This window comes from Halorubrum sp. Atlit-8R, assembly GCF_003666025.1.
In the GTDB taxonomy this organism is placed as follows: Archaea; Halobacteriota; Halobacteria; order Halobacteriales; family Haloferacaceae; genus Halorubrum; species Halorubrum salinarum.
In genome coordinates this window covers 51559-66385 of record NZ_QPLV01000001.1, presented here as the reverse complement: position 1 = coordinate 66385, position 14827 = coordinate 51559, and the positions used below count along the sequence as shown (strand labels likewise).

12 protein-coding genes are annotated in these 14827 nt (G+C 64.1%); 4 read left to right on the top strand and 8 right to left on the bottom strand.

What is annotated here, in order from left to right:
* Positions 1-8 precede the first annotated feature (8 nt).
* From DVK05_RS00275 to DVK05_RS00260, 4 genes are all read right to left on the bottom strand, one after another.
* On the bottom strand, positions 9-1070 hold the full coding sequence (locus tag DVK05_RS00275; RefSeq protein WP_121561467.1) for a phosphotransacetylase family protein: 1062 nt from the start codon (positions 1068-1070) through the stop codon (positions 9-11).
* Positions 1063-3210, bottom strand: coding sequence for an acetate--CoA ligase family protein (locus DVK05_RS00270; protein WP_121561466.1), 2148 nt, complete (start codon positions 3208-3210; stop codon positions 1063-1065). Before DVK05_RS00270 ends, DVK05_RS00275 begins: the two co-directional genes overlap by 8 nt.
* A gap of 89 nt (positions 3211-3299) precedes the next feature.
* Entirely contained in the window at positions 3300-4952 is a 1653-nt protein-coding gene (locus tag DVK05_RS00265) for a PAS domain S-box protein (protein ID WP_121561465.1), read from the bottom strand.
* 101 nt (positions 4953-5053) lie between these two features.
* Complete coding sequence (locus DVK05_RS00260; RefSeq protein WP_121561464.1) at positions 5054-5440, bottom strand: helix-turn-helix domain-containing protein; 387 nt, start codon at positions 5438-5440, stop codon at positions 5054-5056.
* A 115-nt stretch (positions 5441-5555) separates the two neighbouring features.
* Between DVK05_RS00260 and DVK05_RS00255 the strand changes: the two genes are divergently transcribed.
* The 3 genes from DVK05_RS00255 to DVK05_RS00250 all read left to right on the top strand — a co-directional run bounded on the left by DVK05_RS00255 (position 5556) and on the right by DVK05_RS00250 (position 7013).
* Positions 5556-6191, top strand: coding sequence for a helix-turn-helix domain-containing protein (locus DVK05_RS00255; protein ID WP_121561463.1), 636 nt, complete (start codon positions 5556-5558; stop codon positions 6189-6191).
* Between the two features lie 74 nt (positions 6192-6265).
* A complete protein-coding gene (locus tag DVK05_RS17180; protein ID WP_173228886.1) occupies positions 6266-6424 on the top strand; it encodes a hypothetical protein in 159 nt (52 codons plus the stop codon).
* 133 nt (positions 6425-6557) lie between these two features.
* Positions 6558-7013 carry a pyridoxamine 5'-phosphate oxidase family protein gene (locus DVK05_RS00250; RefSeq protein ID WP_121561462.1) on the top strand — a complete coding sequence of 152 codons (456 nt, stop codon included), beginning with the start codon at positions 6558-6560 and terminating at the stop codon, positions 7011-7013.
* A 435-nt stretch (positions 7014-7448) separates the two neighbouring features.
* Here DVK05_RS00250 and DVK05_RS00245 read toward each other — a convergent pair whose 3' ends face one another.
* The 4 genes from DVK05_RS00245 to DVK05_RS00230 form a co-directional block, all read right to left on the bottom strand.
* The gene (locus tag DVK05_RS00245; protein WP_121561461.1) at positions 7449-8690 is read right to left on the bottom strand and encodes an RNA-guided endonuclease TnpB family protein; all 1242 of its coding nucleotides are present in this window, start codon (positions 8688-8690) and stop codon (positions 7449-7451) included.
* Between the two features lies 1 nt (position 8691).
* A complete protein-coding gene (gene tnpA / locus DVK05_RS00240; protein ID WP_121561460.1) occupies positions 8692-9096 on the bottom strand; it encodes an IS200/IS605-like element ISHmu6 family transposase in 405 nt (134 codons plus the stop codon).
* A gap of 188 nt (positions 9097-9284) precedes the next feature.
* Entirely contained in the window at positions 9285-11759 is a 2475-nt protein-coding gene (locus DVK05_RS00235; RefSeq protein ID WP_121561459.1) for an RND family transporter, read from the bottom strand.
* A 3-nt stretch (positions 11760-11762) separates the two neighbouring features.
* A complete protein-coding gene (locus DVK05_RS00230; protein ID WP_199712265.1) occupies positions 11763-13322 on the bottom strand; it encodes a COG1361 S-layer family protein in 1560 nt (519 codons plus the stop codon).
* A 331-nt stretch (positions 13323-13653) separates the two neighbouring features.
* Between DVK05_RS00230 and DVK05_RS00225 the strand changes: the two genes are divergently transcribed.
* Positions 13654-14271, top strand: coding sequence for a TetR/AcrR family transcriptional regulator (locus DVK05_RS00225; RefSeq protein WP_121561458.1), 618 nt, complete (start codon positions 13654-13656; stop codon positions 14269-14271).
* Positions 14272-14827 lie beyond the last annotated feature (556 nt).

Below are 14827 nucleotides of genomic sequence, written 5' to 3'. Positions count from 1 at the left end.
CGCGCCGCTCAGACCAGCGCGTCGACGTCGACGTGGTCGCCGAGCAGCTCCGCCATCCGGTCGACGGTGCGGACGTCGCGCGTGCGGCCGCCGCGGACGACCTCCTCGGCGCGGTCGATGGCCGTGACCGTGTCGGTGTTCACGGCGAGGACGGGCTTGCCGGCGTCCGCGGCCTTGCCCAGCACCGCGCCCGAGGGGCGGTGGCCGCCGGTCAAGACGAGGCAGGCGACGCCGGAGGCGTCGAGCGCCGCGGTCTGGACGTCGGCGCGGTCGCCGCCGGTGATGACCGCGGCGTCGCGGGCGCGCCGGAAGTAGCGCAGCGCCTCGTCGCCGCCCATCGCGCCGACGAGGAAGCGCTCGACGAACGCGTCGGTGGGCGCGTCCGTGAGCAGCTCGGCGCCCAGCTCGTCGGCCAGCTCGCCGACGGTGACGCCGGCGAGCTCCTTCTCGTACGGCAGCGCGCCGAAGACCGTGATCCCCCTCGATTCGAGGAACGGGATCCCGTCCTGGTCGAGCGACTCGAAGGCGTCGTCGGACACCTTGTTGAACACGACGCCGGCGAGGCGGTCGCCGAACGCGTCGGCGGCCGCCAACACCTCGTCGAGGTCGTTCGGCGAGTCGTAGTCGGCGACGAGCACCACCCGCGCGTCGAGCAGCTCCGCGACGTCGACGTCGGTGAGGTCGACGACGCCGCCGGTCGTCCAGCTGCCGCCGCCCTCGACGAACACCTGGTCGTTGTCGGCGGCGATCCCCTCGTACTCCTCGCGGATCCGGTCGCGTAAGGCGTCGGGGTCCTCGGTGCCGCGGACCGCGCCCTCGACGAACGTCGGCGAGTAGACGACGGGCTCCATCTGGTGCATCTCGGCGTCCAAGCCGAGCACCTCGCGGGCGAGCATGGGGTCCTGGTCGAGCGTCTTGCCGACGTTCGACTGGAGCCGCGTGCCCTTCGGTTTCATGTAGCCGACGCTGCGGTCGCGGTCGGCCGCGAGCCGCGCTAAGGCGACGGTGATCGCTGTCTTTCCGGCGCTGTCTCCGGTCGCGGTGACGAGTGTGGTGGGTGTGTCAGTCATCGGTGGGTGCCTCCGGGTCGGTGGCTTCGGGGTCGAGTGCCTCCGGGTCGACGGTGAGTCTCACGTCGACGGCGGCGGCGTTCGTGCCGCCGTCGTCGTCGGGCAGTGCGACGAGGGGGTTGATGTCGAGTTCGAGGATGGCCGGGAAGTCGGTGACCAGCTGCGAGAGCCGGCCGATCGTCTCGATCACGGCGTCGACGTCGACCGGGTCGCGGCCGCGGGCGCCCCGCAGCAGCGGCGCCGACTGGATCTCCTCGGTCATCTCGCGGGCCTCGGGCTCGGAGACGGGCGCGACGCGGAAGGTGGTGTCCTCCATCACCTCCACGAAGATGCCGCCGAGCCCGAACATCAGCAGCGGGCCGAACTGCGGGTCGCGGTTCATGCCGACGATGGTCTCGACGCCGTCGTCTAAGTCGACCATCTCCTGTACCTGGACGCCGAGGACGGTCGCGTCCGGCTGGTAGTTGCGGGCGCGGGTGACGAGGTCCTCGTAGGTGTCGGCCACGTCCGCGTCGGCGACGCCGACGGCGACGCCGCCGATGTCGGACTTATGGAGGATGTCCGGCGAGACGATCTTCATCACCACGTCGCCGTCGACGCGCTCGGCGACCTCGCGGGCGCGCTCCGGCGAGTCGACGATCTCGCCGTCGGGCGTGGGGATGCCGTACGCGTCGAGGAGGTCCATCGCCTCGACGCCCAGGCGGTTGTCGTCGCGGTCGCGTACCGTGGCGAGGATCTCGCGAGCGCGCTCGCGGTCGACGTCGAACTCCATGGGCGGCGCGTACTCGCGGGCCTTGATGTCGCGGTAGCGCGCGAGCGTCGCGAGGCTGTCGATGGCGCGCGCGGGGTCGAAGTAGCAGGGGATCCCCTTCGCCTGGAGCTGCTGTTTCGGCTCGCGGGTCCGGTCGCCGCCCATCAGGCAGGCCGCGACGGGCGCGTCCATCTCCTCGCTGACGGCCTCGATCGCGTCCGCGAGGTCGCCGAAGTCGATCGTCGCCGTCGGCGCGGCCAACACGAGGGCCGCGCCGACGTTGTCGTCCTCGACGGTGATCTCCAGCGCCTCGCGGAACCGCTCGACGTCGGCGTCGCCGATCACGTCGACCGGGTTGTGGATGTTCGCCTCCTCCGGCATCGACGCCGCGAGCGCGTCGCTGGTCTCGCGGGTGAACGACGCCATGTCGAGGTCGGCGTCGCCCACCGCGTCGGTCGCCATCACGCCGGGGCCGCCGGCGTTGGTGACGACCGCGACGCTGTCGGTGTCGGGCAGCGGCTGGCTCCCCAGGATGCCCGCCGAGTCGAACAGCTCGTCGACCGACTCGGCGCGGATGACGCCCGCCTGGTCGAGGCCGGCCTCGTACGCCTTGTCGGAGCCGGCGAGGGTGCCGGTGTGCGAGGAGGCCGCCTGCGCGCCCGCGCTCGTCCGGCCGGACTTCACGGCGACGATGGGGGTGTCCTGAGTGGTCTCGCGGGCGGTCTCGATGAACTCGCGGCCGTCCTCGATCCCCTCCAGGTAGCCGATGATCACGTCGGTCTCCTCGTCGTCTCCCCAGTGGTCGACGAAGTCCGTCTCGTCTAAGACCGCCTTGTTGCCGAGCGAGACCACGTCCTTGAACCCGATCCCGTTGTCGTTGGCCCAGTCGAGGACCGCGGTGACGAACGCGCCGGACTGGCTCATGAAGGAGAGCCCGCCGGGGAGCGCGTTCTCGGGGCCGAACGTCGCGTTCATCCCCGAGGGCGTCGACATGATCCCCAGGCTGTTGGGGCCGACGAGGTTCAGGTCGTACTCGTCGGCTAGCTCCGCGAGGCGACGCTCCCTCGCCGCTCCGTCCTCTCCCGTCTCGCCGAACCCGGCGGTGATCACGACGACGTTGCGGACCCCCGCCTCGCCGCACGCCTCGATGGCGTCCAAGACGATCGAGGGGGGCACGACGATCACGGCCACGTCGGCGTCCGCGTCGGCGACGTCGTCGACGCAGGGCGTGCCGAGCACCTCGTCGTAGTTCGGGTTGACGGGGACCGTGTCGCCGTCGAAGTCGTCGAGGAGATTCGACGTGACGGCGCGGCCGACGGCCCCCTCGCGGGTGGTGGCGCCGACGACGGCGACCCGGTCCGGGTCGAACAGCTCGTTGAGCGTACCCATCAACGCGGGAGTACGCGAAGCGCCGGCTTAAGATCGGTGGGAGGTTCTTCGAAATCGAATCCAACGGTGAACGATCGATCGGGTTTCGGTCAGCCGTCCGTCGATCCCGGCGACGCCTCGGGAGACGCGTCGGACCCGTCCACCCCGCCGTCCGCGGCGGACGCGGCGACGGCTCCACCGTCGCCGTCGGACTGGGAGACCGCCTCGGAGCCGGAGACCGGCGCCGTCGACCCGCGGTCCATCCCGGCCGCCGACGGGCTGACCGGCGCGGCCGCCGGGTGCCCCCGCTCCGCCACCGAGAAGGAGGGCTCGCAGTCGGCGTCGGGGACGCTGATCGTCACCTCGTTGCCGTCGGGGCCGGGGTCGAACGCGAGGTCCCCGCCGGAGCGGTCCGCGATCCAGTAGACGAGCCACAGCCCCATCCCGCCGGTGTGTCTGAGGTCGTCCATCTTCCACCGGTCGGTGATGGGGTCCCGCTCGGCCGCCGGGATCGGCGGCGCGTCGTCCCGGACCGCGATCTCGACGCGGTCGCCGGGCGCCGTGACCTCGATCTCGACCGTCGCCGTCCCCTCCGCGTGTTCGATCGCGTTCTCGATCAGCTCGGCGATCGCGTAGTCGAGTTCGGGGTGCGTGAACGCCCGCGCGTCCTCGGGACAGGTGACGGAGACGTCGGCGGGCGAGTCGCTCGGGTCCCCCACGGCGTCCGCCACCGCGCGCTCGACGAGGGGGGCGACCCGGAGCCGCTGCGGCGGCTCGTGTTGCCGCAGGAGGTCGATCACGCCGCGCTGCTTCTCCGCTGTCGTCAACAGGTCGTCCGCGACGCGGCGAACCGTCTCGGCGTGGTCGATCAGGTCGGCGGCGAGGCCGGCGAGGTCGACGTCGGCCGCCTCCCCGTCGCCGGACGGCACGGCGTCGTCGACCCGCTCGGCGATCCGCTCCGCGGTGCCGTCGACGATGTTCATGTCGTTGCGGATCGTGTGCCGGAGCAGGTTGTCCATCACCGTGAGCTGTCGCTCGCGGCGGTACTCGTTGGTCACGTCGCGCGCGAACCCCGTGACCGCGACCACCTCGCCGTCCTCGATCACCGGGCGGGCGGGCACCCTGACCCAGCTGGTCGGGCCGTCGCGCGACCCGATCCGGTAGTCGAGGTTCGTCGGCTCGCCGGCGGAGAGCCGTTCCATCGAGTCCTCGACGGCCTCCCGGTCGTCGGGATGGACGGCCTCCAGGAACGCTCGCGGCCGCGTTTCGAGCGTGTCCGGGTCGATCCCGAACACCGACTCGGCCGCGCCGTTGACGAACAGCAGCTCCGACCAGTCGGCGGTGAACATCCACAGCACGTCCGGCGAGGTCGAGGCGATGGTCTCCAAGCGCCGCCTGGACTCGATTTCGAGGGTGACGTCGCGAGAGCTCAGCGCGTAGCCGTCGAGTCCGGTGTCGGCGGGCAGGAACACGCGGGTGCGGAACCACACCCAGTCGCCGTCGGCGGTCGCGTAGCGGTACTCCAGCGGGGCGTCCGGGCGTTCGCCGTCGACGACGAGGCGCTCGAACGCCGCCAGGACTCGGTCGGCGTCGTCGGGATGGACCAGGTCGAAGGCGTTCGTGCCGACGAGTTCGTCGGGCGCGTACCCGAGCAGGTCGCGGGTGGCCGCGTTGAGGTATCGGAACCGACCCGTCTCGTCGATCACCGCGATTTTGTCCTGCGCGAGATCGATGAGGGTCTCTGGTTCCGGCGGCCGAGACATACGAAACCCGTCTGCGAACTGGCCTAAAACGTTGACCGTTCGATTATCAGCGCCGAGAACAATCGGCGCGGATCGAGGGGCCTCTTCGCCGTGCGCGGCTGTCAGTCGGCCGACACGCCGGGGGCGTCGAGCGCGGCGGTGAGCGGGTCGCTCCCCCCGTCGTCGACCGTGAGCGCGACGCCGTCGTCGCCGAGTTCGATCGCGGCGTCGGCGGCGTCGCGGACGTACTCCGCGGCGTGGTCGCCGTCCGGGTCGAACCGGACCCCCTCGGCGAGCAGCGGCGTCTCGCTCAGCAGCTCCACCTTCCGGTAGGCGGTCGAGAGCGCGATGTCGCAGTCCTCGGCCAGCTCGCTCGTCGTCTTCGGCGTCGTCGCGGCCGCGAGGATCGCCCGGCAGTCGGCGTCGGCGAGCGCCTCGAACGTCGCGTCGAGCGCCGCGTCTCCCTCGGTCGTCGTGGTGCCGTCGGTCGTGCGCGGGGGGCGTTTCATATCTGTATGTACCCGCTCCAGCCCCCCGAACGGTGGCCCATCATATGCGGGGGGTTTTATACCGCGGCCGCGCGCCCGTCAACGTTTTGGCCCGGGACGGGTACGGACGAACGAGATGGGTTCGGGAATCCGGGCGGAGGTCTCGCTGCCGACCGCGTCGCCGTCGCCGTTCGACGGCGTCGTCGACGGGGCGACGCCGGTCTCCGAGGTGGCGCGCTGTACGCCCGCGGCCGACCGCGAGCGCGTCGTCGTGGAGTTCATCGCGGACGCCGACCTCGCGGTCCCAGACGACGTCGAGGTCGTCTTCGACTACGGCGGCCGGGCGGCGTACCGCTTCGACGCCGCGGTCGACCCCGACTCGCCGTTCGCGGTCCTCGACCGCCACGAGACGCCCGTCTCGGAGGCGACGGTCCGCGACGGCCGGCTCCGGATCACCTTCCACGCGACCGACTTGCCGACGCTGCGGTCCGTCTTGGAGGCGTTCCGCGACGCGTGTCCGGACATGGAGGTGAAGCGCCTGCTCCAGTCGACGACGACGCCGACGGAGTCGGACCTCGTGACCGTCGACCGGAGCGAACTGACCGAGCGGCAGCGCGAGGTGCTGGCGGCCGCCTACGAGGCGGGCTACTTCGACCACCCCAAGGGCGCCAACGCCGGCGAGGTGGCCGAGTCGCTGGGGATCGGTCGGTCGACGTTCACGGAGCACGTCGCGGCCGCCCAGCGAAAGCTGTTCGGGTCGCTGCTGGAGTAAGGATCGTTCATCACATTTCGAACTCCCGAGAATCCGAGGGCCGTTTGATGGGCGTGGGGACCGTACGCACAGGTATGACGGGGCGATCCACCCACACCTTCGTCTGCCCGGAGTGTCGGCGCTCGATCGAGGTGGACGACGCGATGCGGGCGACGCTGCTCGAGACGGGCTGCGTCGTCTGCGGGGCGCCGGTCACCGAGGAGGACATCGGCGGGGCGCCGGCGATCAGCTAGCGGCGACGGCGACGAGCCACCCGTCGCTTGCGTCCAGCGTCGAGGCCGCACAACGGCGCCACACCTCCCGGAGACCCCGCCCCGTCGCGCGTCGTCTCGTGTCCTTTATCACCTCGTGCGAAGAAATTCGGGTATGCCGACGAACAGCGAGGTCGAGATGTCGCCGGCCGAGGTGGACGCGCACCTGTCCCGCCACGAGACGGGCGTCCTCGCGCTGGCGCGCGACGACGCGCCGTACGCCATCCCGATCTCTTACGGGTACGACGCGGACGACCGCGCGCTGTACCTCCGGCTGGTGTCGACGCCCGACAGCGAGAAGCGCGAGTTCCTCGCGTCGACGCCGCAGGCCCGCGTGGTCGTCTACGACGACGCGGACGACGAGTACGCGAGCGTCGTCGGCGTCGGCGCCTTAGAGCGGGTCGACCTCGACGAGCTCACCCCCGAGACGATCGCGCAGTACGGCGAGGCGCGGCGACCGCTCTTCGAGATCTGGGCCGACGACAAGCCTGACCTGGACATCGAACTCTACCGCTTCGAGCCCGAGACGCTGACCGGGCGGACGGTCGTCGTCGAGCGCGACGGAGAGTAGTCGGAGTCGGAAGCATTTGGAACCCGTCGAAAAGCGTGGTCAGTGGTGACACCAGACAAGTCAGAACAACGGTGTTAGCTTATGAACAGCAATGCTGAGACAGCGTCAGACCCTGCCATAGGATCGGGAGGCCGCAGATGTTCCACTGAGGCCGATTGTGTCTCAGACAAGCACTCCCATCTGAGGGATGCCAGACACCGTCACTGGGATACGCTAATAGTTCCGTGCCACGGCAACCATTGAGAGTGTCTCATGACAGCGTCTGGCGTGTTAGGTTGAATGGTGAGATCCATTTCAATCTATCGTACTACACGAATTCTTGTCACAGAACACTCAGAGCTGCGAGAAAAATACATCGAGAGGGGTTGTCAGAGCGACTGTAGGGCTTTGTCAGAGTCTCCGATGTGGGGACACAAGACAGTGAACTACCCTACCCTACTCGCTCACGGCTGACGCCGTTCGCTCCTTGAGGGTAGGGCTTCCTGCTTCCACGACGCGCTTTGCAGACACAGGCGTATCCACAGGGAGCGCAGTCTCCACAGGCGTTGATTCGGAGTGTCCCACTCCTACATCTTGTAGACCGCGAGAAAGGATGTTCCACGCCGCGTTCGCGTCTCTGTCCGCCTCAAACCCGCAAGCGGGACAGGAATGTTCACGGACCCACAACGGCTTTTCCGTCGAAACGCCGCACGACGCGCACTCTTTGGTCGTCCCTCTCGGGTTGACCGCCAGGAAGTGCGTCCCCGCTCGCTCACACTTGTATTCGAGCAACGAGAGGAACTTCCGCCACGCGGCAGACGCCGTGTTGCGGCTGTTCGACGGCGACTCCATCATTCCCTTCACGTTCAGGTCTTCGACCGCCACGAGGTCGTACTCCCGAGCATAGTAGTTCGAGAGTTTGTGTAAGAAGTCACGGCGCTTCCGTCGGAGATCGGCGTGACACTCCGCGACTCGTCGCCGTTGCTTCTCGTAGTTGTTCGACCCATGCTGTTTGCGTGAGAGTTTCCGTTGTTCGCGTTCCAAGCGTTCGCGCTCGTTGGAAAGGTCGAGTGACCCGACAGCCGTACCGTCGGTGTCATGGACGTACTTGAGAATCCCCACGTCGATACCGACGCACTTCTCGGGATTCTCAGGTGGTTTGGGCGGTTCACGGTCCATTTGGACGCCGAAGGTGGCGAACCACTCGCCCGTCGGTTCCTTCTTGACCGTGACCTGTTTGAGTTTCGCGTCGTCGGGGATAGCGCGGTGGAGCCGAATCGGTATGTCTCCGAGTTTCGAGAGCGACAGGACAGTCTGACCGCCCTTCTTGTCGAGCTTGAAGCCAGACTGACTGTACGTGAAACTGCGGAACTCCCGTGGTGGCTTCCACTTGAGCTGACCGACACCGTAGCCGTTCTCCTTGAGCTTGGAGAGGCCTTTGAGGTTGTCGAACAGGCGTTCCACGACGGTTTGGAGAACCTTTGAGTACACGTCCGAGAGGTCGTCCCACCACCTCTTGAGGTCGGGGAGTTCCGACCGTAGCGCGGTCATGGACGGCAGTTCGCCGTGTTCGTCTTGGAACTCGTTGAGGCGGTAGAGCGTGTGGTTGTACAGTTGCCTACAAATGTCTCGGTGGCGGTCCAACTCCTCACGGTGTGCGTCGGATGGCTTGAGACGGTACTTGTAGGCGTAGTACATTCTACTCGCGTTGGTCCTCTACGTACTGTTTCAGTACATCCAGCGATACCTGCCCCGTCGAGATGAGGCAGTACGAGTCGTTCCAGAACGAGTCGCCCCACAGTTCGGTCTTCAGTTCGTCCGCGTACTCGTTGCGGATACGGCGGGCAGTCGCGCCCTTGACCGTGTTGATGAATTTCACGAGGTCTGTGGTCGGCTTCGCTCGGAAGAGGATGTGTACGTGGTCGTCCTCGCCGTCGAGGTTCATCAGTTCGACACCGTAGTTGTCCGTGAACCCGCTGATGACCTCGTGAATGAATTGGGTTCGCTCCTCGGTTAGCACTCCGCGCCGATACTTTGTGGTGAGTATCAGGTGGTAGTGCAGGGAATACGTCGAGTGCGCTCCCGAGTCGAGGTCGTACTCCATTGGGTTCAGTCAATTCTATGCTACCCTACTGTGAAAACGTTGTGATTACGTGGGCCTGTGGGCCTGCTACCGAATCGTGTGTGAGAACTGTGCGGCGCTGTATCCCCTCCCTGCTCGCGCCTCCCGTTCGGTCGGCGCTCGCTGAGGAAGGGGGCTTAGCGCCTCAATTCAGCTAAAAAAAGACCGCATCAGTGGTGAGAGGAAGTGAACGATGAAAGAGTGCCAGAGAAAACATTCTGATACCGCTCCCACAGGAGGACGGCCGGCGGAAGTGCGACCACTGTAAAGATGAACGAGTAGATGACGCTCAGCGCCATCAGCAAGCCGAAGTCCCCCAGAACAGGGGTAATCGCAAGCGCCAACGCACCGGTCCCGAGCGATGTGGTGAGCATACTTCCGAGCAGCGCGCCGCCGGTCCCAGAGAACGTGATGATCATCGACTGGAGCGCGTCCGCGTTCTCGTTGTACTCGTCAATGAACCGGTGGGTCGCGTGAACCGAGTACGCGATACCGAGCCCGATAGAGATAGAGAGAATGGTGGCAGTGAGCGCGTTCAGGGAGAGCCCGAGCGCTCGCATCGTCCCTAAGAGGAAGGCGATGGCGATCAGAATCGGGAAGAGATTCACGATCCCGAGCAGTGGCTTCCCCTCAAGCACGCCGTACGAGACGACGAGGAAGATTCCAGTCAGCCCCATAGCGAGGATCAACCCCTGAATCGCGGAGTTGAAGATAATGTCCGTGACCGCGTCGAACACAACGAGCTGGCCGGTTGCGGTCGCCGCAGGGCGGAAGTCCTCCGCGAATTGGCGTGCGTCGGCGGCGGCTTCGCCTTGGGTCGCACTCGATTCGATGGCGTAGTCGATCTGTGCGTTCCGCCGGTCAGGGGTGAGATACTGTGCGGCCCGATCACCGGCCGGTGACGCGAACAGTTCGTCATAGATCCGCTCAAGATTCCGGTCGGGGATCCCGTTGCCATCAACGTCGCTACGGGCAACGAGCCGGCCGAATTCGGGATCCCGCTCAGCCTGCGACTGGATAACGGTGACAATACTCGTCGGCCGAGCACGGCCGCCGTCACCGACCGCGAGCGTGCCAGGCGGATTTTCGTTCGGGGCCGCAAGCGCCTCTAGTGCGTGGTCTTCTTCGAAGTTCCCCTCTACGTATATCTTCACTGATTGGTCTTGGTTCGTCGAAAACCGGTCCTCAAGCAGTGAGATTGTTTCCGCGACCGTGTATTCGCTGGGCGCGAACGGTTCTGGAAGCGCAGTAACGTACTCGGGCAACTCTTCGGGAGGCAAGAAGTCTTCCGTCTCGAAGGACGTGTCCACGCCGCTCCCGTAGGCGGTTGCCATGCCACCGGAGATGAGCAGGACAACCACAAGTGCGATCGGCGCATACTGACTGGCCTGTGTCGGGAGAGTGAGGAGTTTTCCGAGCGTAGAGTCGCTCGACGAGATCGGCGCCGAGTTGAATTCGGGAACATCGTACGCCTCCCGCAGCTTGTCGACCTCGAGTTTCGCCGCCGGCAGGAATAATCCGAATATAAGGAATGTGAAAATTATCCCGACCGCAGAGGCGATACCAAGGTCCCGGATCGGGCCCAAGTCGGAAACGACGTTGGCGCCGAATCCAAACACCGTCGTGACAGTGACGATGATGAACGCGACCATCAACTGGTTGTTTGCTTCGCGCATCGCTTCGACGGCCTGGTAGCCCTTGACCGTCTCCTCGCGGTACCGGTTGATGATGTGGATCCCAAAGTCAACCCCGACCGCAAGCAACAGCACTGGCACGGAAATCATCTGCTGGCTGAACGGGATGCCAGAGAACCCAAGAAAGCCGAACGTCCAGATGACGGTCATCAACAGCGATAGCAGTCCTAGCGACAGGTCGATCGGGTCCCGATAGGCGACAACGAGGAAGATCAGCAGCAGAAGCACCACGACAGGCATCACGATCGTGAGCGAGTCGCCGATGACGGTCGCCGTTTCAGCGTTGGTCACGCCGGTTCCGAAGGCGCGGATATCGCTCGGATAGTCGTTCGTGATCGACTGAATGGTCGTCTGGAGTTCTTGGAGGTTCGAGAAGCCGGCCGGCACCTCGTGTGACACGACCGTGATCGATGCCGATGCGGTGACGGCCGTCGGATTGAAATCCGTCGACAGTGAGCGACTGAACCGTGGGTTATCTGATAGCTGGCGAACAGTCCGTCGCACGGTGCTCGGACTGGCGGCTTCGACGGCCCGACGCTGTTCCGTTATCGTCGTGGCCGACGGGTCCAGCGCACTCGCAACTACCGTCGCCGGACCGGTCACCGAATCCACACGAAGGTCATCACGTTGCGAGATATCTTCGAGCAGCCGTAACTCTCGTGTAAGTGCCTCTTTCGTGAGGACGTTGCCGCCGGTATGGATGAGTTGCGTCGACTCGCTGTCCGGTTCGAACGGATCGTCGAACTCTTGATTGACCGCATCGAGGGCTTCCTGCTCATCGAGCCCCTCAGTGAACGCATCGGTGGCCCCAGTGTCGGTGCTGACGAGTCCGATACCGCCGGCAAAGACGACGGTGAGCACGAGGAACGCGACAATCACCTGCCGCGGCCGGTCGACGATGGCATCGTTAACCCGCCGGATTCCCGCCTCGATCCGATCACTGAGCGCCATGAGTTACTGCCGCCTCCGGTAGACGATGAGCCCGACAGTCCCGACCACGAGTGCCGCGACGAAAATCACGGGCAGCGGGAGGCCTCCGCCTTCACTCGGCGTCACGGTGATCGGCACCCGGTAGGTGTCCGAGAGCTGGCTGTCACCGTCGGCGTCGTCATACCGGAAGTCGAGCGAGATGGGGTACGTACTGCCGGGGGTTGCGGAACCCGTCGTAGTCAGGTCAAACGTCATTGTCGTCGACTCGCCCGCGTCAAGTGACTGGACGTACCCGGTGTCAGTATCACCGGTTTCGAGCGGGTCGTTGGCGAACAGTCGCGCCTCAAGATCGCTTGCGGGCTCACCGAGATTGTTCGTGACAGTCACCTCGATCGTTCGAGAACCGTCGGCTTCGATCGTCTGATTTTCGATCGCGACGGAGAAGCTGTCCCGTTCTGGGGCAACCTCGGCGTTGACCGCAACTTCATTGTACACCCGGGCTTCGCCGCCGTCATTGCGGTACTGGACGGCGAAGTCGACGGTACGGAGTCCTGACTCGGCCTCACCACCGACTGAAATCGGCAGGGTGAACGCCGTCGACTCACCCGCATCGAGTGATCCGACAGCGGCTGACTGCTCAATCGGGATGATGTTGCCAGTACTGCCTGTGTACTGAATGACAACGTTGTCTGCCGCGACGGGACCGGTATTAACGACCGTACCGGTTATCTCCCCGTCTTCGCCCACGCGCAGTGTCGACTCAACGTCTTCGAGCGCGAATGTTTGTTCGTCGAGCGGTGTCACGCCCGCCGAGAGCCCCTGGTCAACGTGGGGGATCCCGTCGGGAGTATCGAACGACACCTGCCCGGAGATGGCGTACTGACGGGTTGGTGCGGTCGGTGTGAACGAAGCATCGTACGGGATTGTGACAGTTTCGCCCGGCGAGATCGATCCAACGCGGGCCGCGTCAGAGGCGCGCTGACCAAGCGATAAGCCGGCACTCGACGATTCGAGCGCGACGGTTGCGTCGTACGCAGCCGTCGCGCCGATGTTTTTGAGTGTTGCCTCGAGTGTGCCGCGGTCACCGACCTGCGCGTCAGTCGTGACATCAACGATTTTGAAGCGAGGGTCGTCGGTCACTTCGACGTCGACATGGAGCGTTGTTGTTGCCTCTTTGTCGTAGCTCACACCGCCGCTCAGCTGGGACGTATATGAATATTCCACGTCGATTTCAAGTTCATAATTACCGGCTTCAGTCCCGTTCGGGACAGATACCGCTAATGGCACGTCACGCGGCCGGTTTTCAGTCACCGCTCCGAGGGCAAGGGTGCCGGTTTCAACCTTGAGTGGTGAGTTATCAGCCTCCGCGGTAAGCCGAACGTTGCGAGCGGTCGTAACCGCATCACGGTTTTGCGGCGTACCGATGTCGACCTCACCGTCATTGATCAACTGAAGTGTCACCTGATTCGTACGCCCCGGAGTAACCTCCGGCTGTGCGAGGGCTACAGACAGGTCCGGTGAGCCGCGGATGAGAGTTGCTGTTTGTGGGAACGGCGCACCTGGGGCCGTGCCGGAAATATCCATAGTTGATGTCCCACCAGGTGAGACACCAACTGCCCCCGCTCCGGCAGTAGCACCGACCGTCCCACTGGTCAACAGCAGAAATGTTATACAAACAGTAACGACCGAACGCCGGTTCATGTAGACCGCCTCCGGGTGGGGCGGACAGCAACTGTCCAAGGCACAGATACACCGGTCGCATTAGTACGTCTGTTGGCAGTTATCTCTGTGAGATCTGTCATTTGGTGTATATCAGTAGAAAGGGTCACAAATTGATAAACATTTTGTTCTTAGAATTCTAAAGACTAGTTGATGAAGCCAAATGAATCAGTAAGAGGCGTCAACAGGAAAGAAAATGAGCCGATTTAGTGAGCAAGACAGAGAGCGGATCCGGTCGCAGTTGATCGAAGCCGGCCGGGAGTCGTTTGCGCGGTTCGGATTTGAGCGGACCCGTATCAGTGACCTCACAGCTGAAGCTGGAATTGGGACGAGTACATTTTATCAGTTCTTCGACTCAAAAGAGGAGTTGTACGTGAAGGTGCTCCTCATAGAGCGGCAGCGTCTCGAAGAGAACATTGCGGACGCTGTCAAAACGGGGGAGACTCCACGAGACGAGGTCCAACTATTCCTCCAAACTATGTTAGACGAGATTCGATCAAATCCACTAATTTCTGCGTTGCTAGTTGATGGTGAGTTACGGACACTTCAAGACCAACTCGAACAGTTAGAGGCAGACGGGAAGTTTGACGACGAACAACCCGGTGGCCCGAATTTGCCGTTTACTGAGCGGTGGGCGGCGCTTGAGACGTTCCGGTATGATGATCGAGATCTTATCGAGCAGTTATTCATCTCACTGGTGTTTACTGTTCGGGCACAAAGCGCACCGGTCGGAGCGGAAAGTAGTGTTGAGTATGATCAAGTACAGGGTGCGCTGATTGAGACAGTTGTTGATGGATTGTTTGTGGAGCCGTAGAATATCACAAAACTCCATAGACAGTTGGCCTCTCCTCCGCGTGTACGATTCTAGCCGCAAGTATTCGCCGTGCTTCGATATAGATTGGGTGATATAGGAGCTCGTCATCTTGACATCCTCCTCCGCGTGAACGCGGAAAAATCCTGAGCGGTGGGGGGTTCAGGTTTACGGCCCAATCAGTTGACTTCCAGACCTTTCGGGCACGGGTAGACCCATGATGTTGGACTGGTGGAGTGCTGGTCATGCCAAGTGGCCGTTACCATCTTTCACCGTGTATGGCGTCCCAACATGTTGTTTTGCCACGGAGACGCCAGCAGGCATCACCGGAGCACTGGGCATCGTGTCGCGTGCTTTGAGCAGGTAGTAGAGACAGATCCGTCAAGGATGTGGCGTTCTCTGACTGCCATTTCAGATGCTGTCTCGTTATAAATCGCAAGGAGAATACCCGCGCCTTTAGGCGCGGATGAATCCGACAACCCGTTCAACAATCCACCGCCGATGGCAAGGCCGGATATTCCACGCTCTCAGCCGAACCTTTACAAGAAAAGCTCGTATA

Coding starts and splice junctions, on each gene's coding strand:
- tnpA (WP_121561460.1), bottom strand. CDS start 9,096: ATGGAGTACGACCTCGACTCGGGAGCGCACTCGACGTATTCCCTGCAC.
- DVK05_RS17180 (WP_173228886.1), top strand. CDS start 6,266: ATGACGGGGCGATCCACCCACACCTTCGTCTGCCCGGAGTGTCGGCGC.
- DVK05_RS00260 (WP_121561464.1), bottom strand. CDS start 5,440: ATGAAACGCCCCCCGCGCACGACCGACGGCACCACGACGACCGAGGGA.
- DVK05_RS00250 (WP_121561462.1), top strand. CDS start 6,558: ATGCCGACGAACAGCGAGGTCGAGATGTCGCCGGCCGAGGTGGACGCG.
- DVK05_RS00255 (WP_121561463.1), top strand. CDS start 5,556: ATGGGTTCGGGAATCCGGGCGGAGGTCTCGCTGCCGACCGCGTCGCCG.
- DVK05_RS00235 (WP_121561459.1), bottom strand. CDS start 11,759: ATGGCGCTCAGTGATCGGATCGAGGCGGGAATCCGGCGGGTTAACGAT.
- DVK05_RS00230 (WP_199712265.1), bottom strand. CDS start 13,322: ATGGATATTTCCGGCACGGCCCCAGGTGCGCCGTTCCCACAAACAGCA.
- DVK05_RS00245 (WP_121561461.1), bottom strand. CDS start 8,690: ATGTACTACGCCTACAAGTACCGTCTCAAGCCATCCGACGCACACCGT.
- DVK05_RS00270 (WP_121561466.1), bottom strand. CDS start 3,210: ATGGGTACGCTCAACGAGCTGTTCGACCCGGACCGGGTCGCCGTCGTC.
- DVK05_RS00275 (WP_121561467.1), bottom strand. CDS start 1,070: ATGACTGACACACCCACCACACTCGTCACCGCGACCGGAGACAGCGCC.
- DVK05_RS00225 (WP_121561458.1), top strand. CDS start 13,654: ATGAGCCGATTTAGTGAGCAAGACAGAGAGCGGATCCGGTCGCAGTTG.
- DVK05_RS00265 (WP_121561465.1), bottom strand. CDS start 4,952: ATGTCTCGGCCGCCGGAACCAGAGACCCTCATCGATCTCGCGCAGGAC.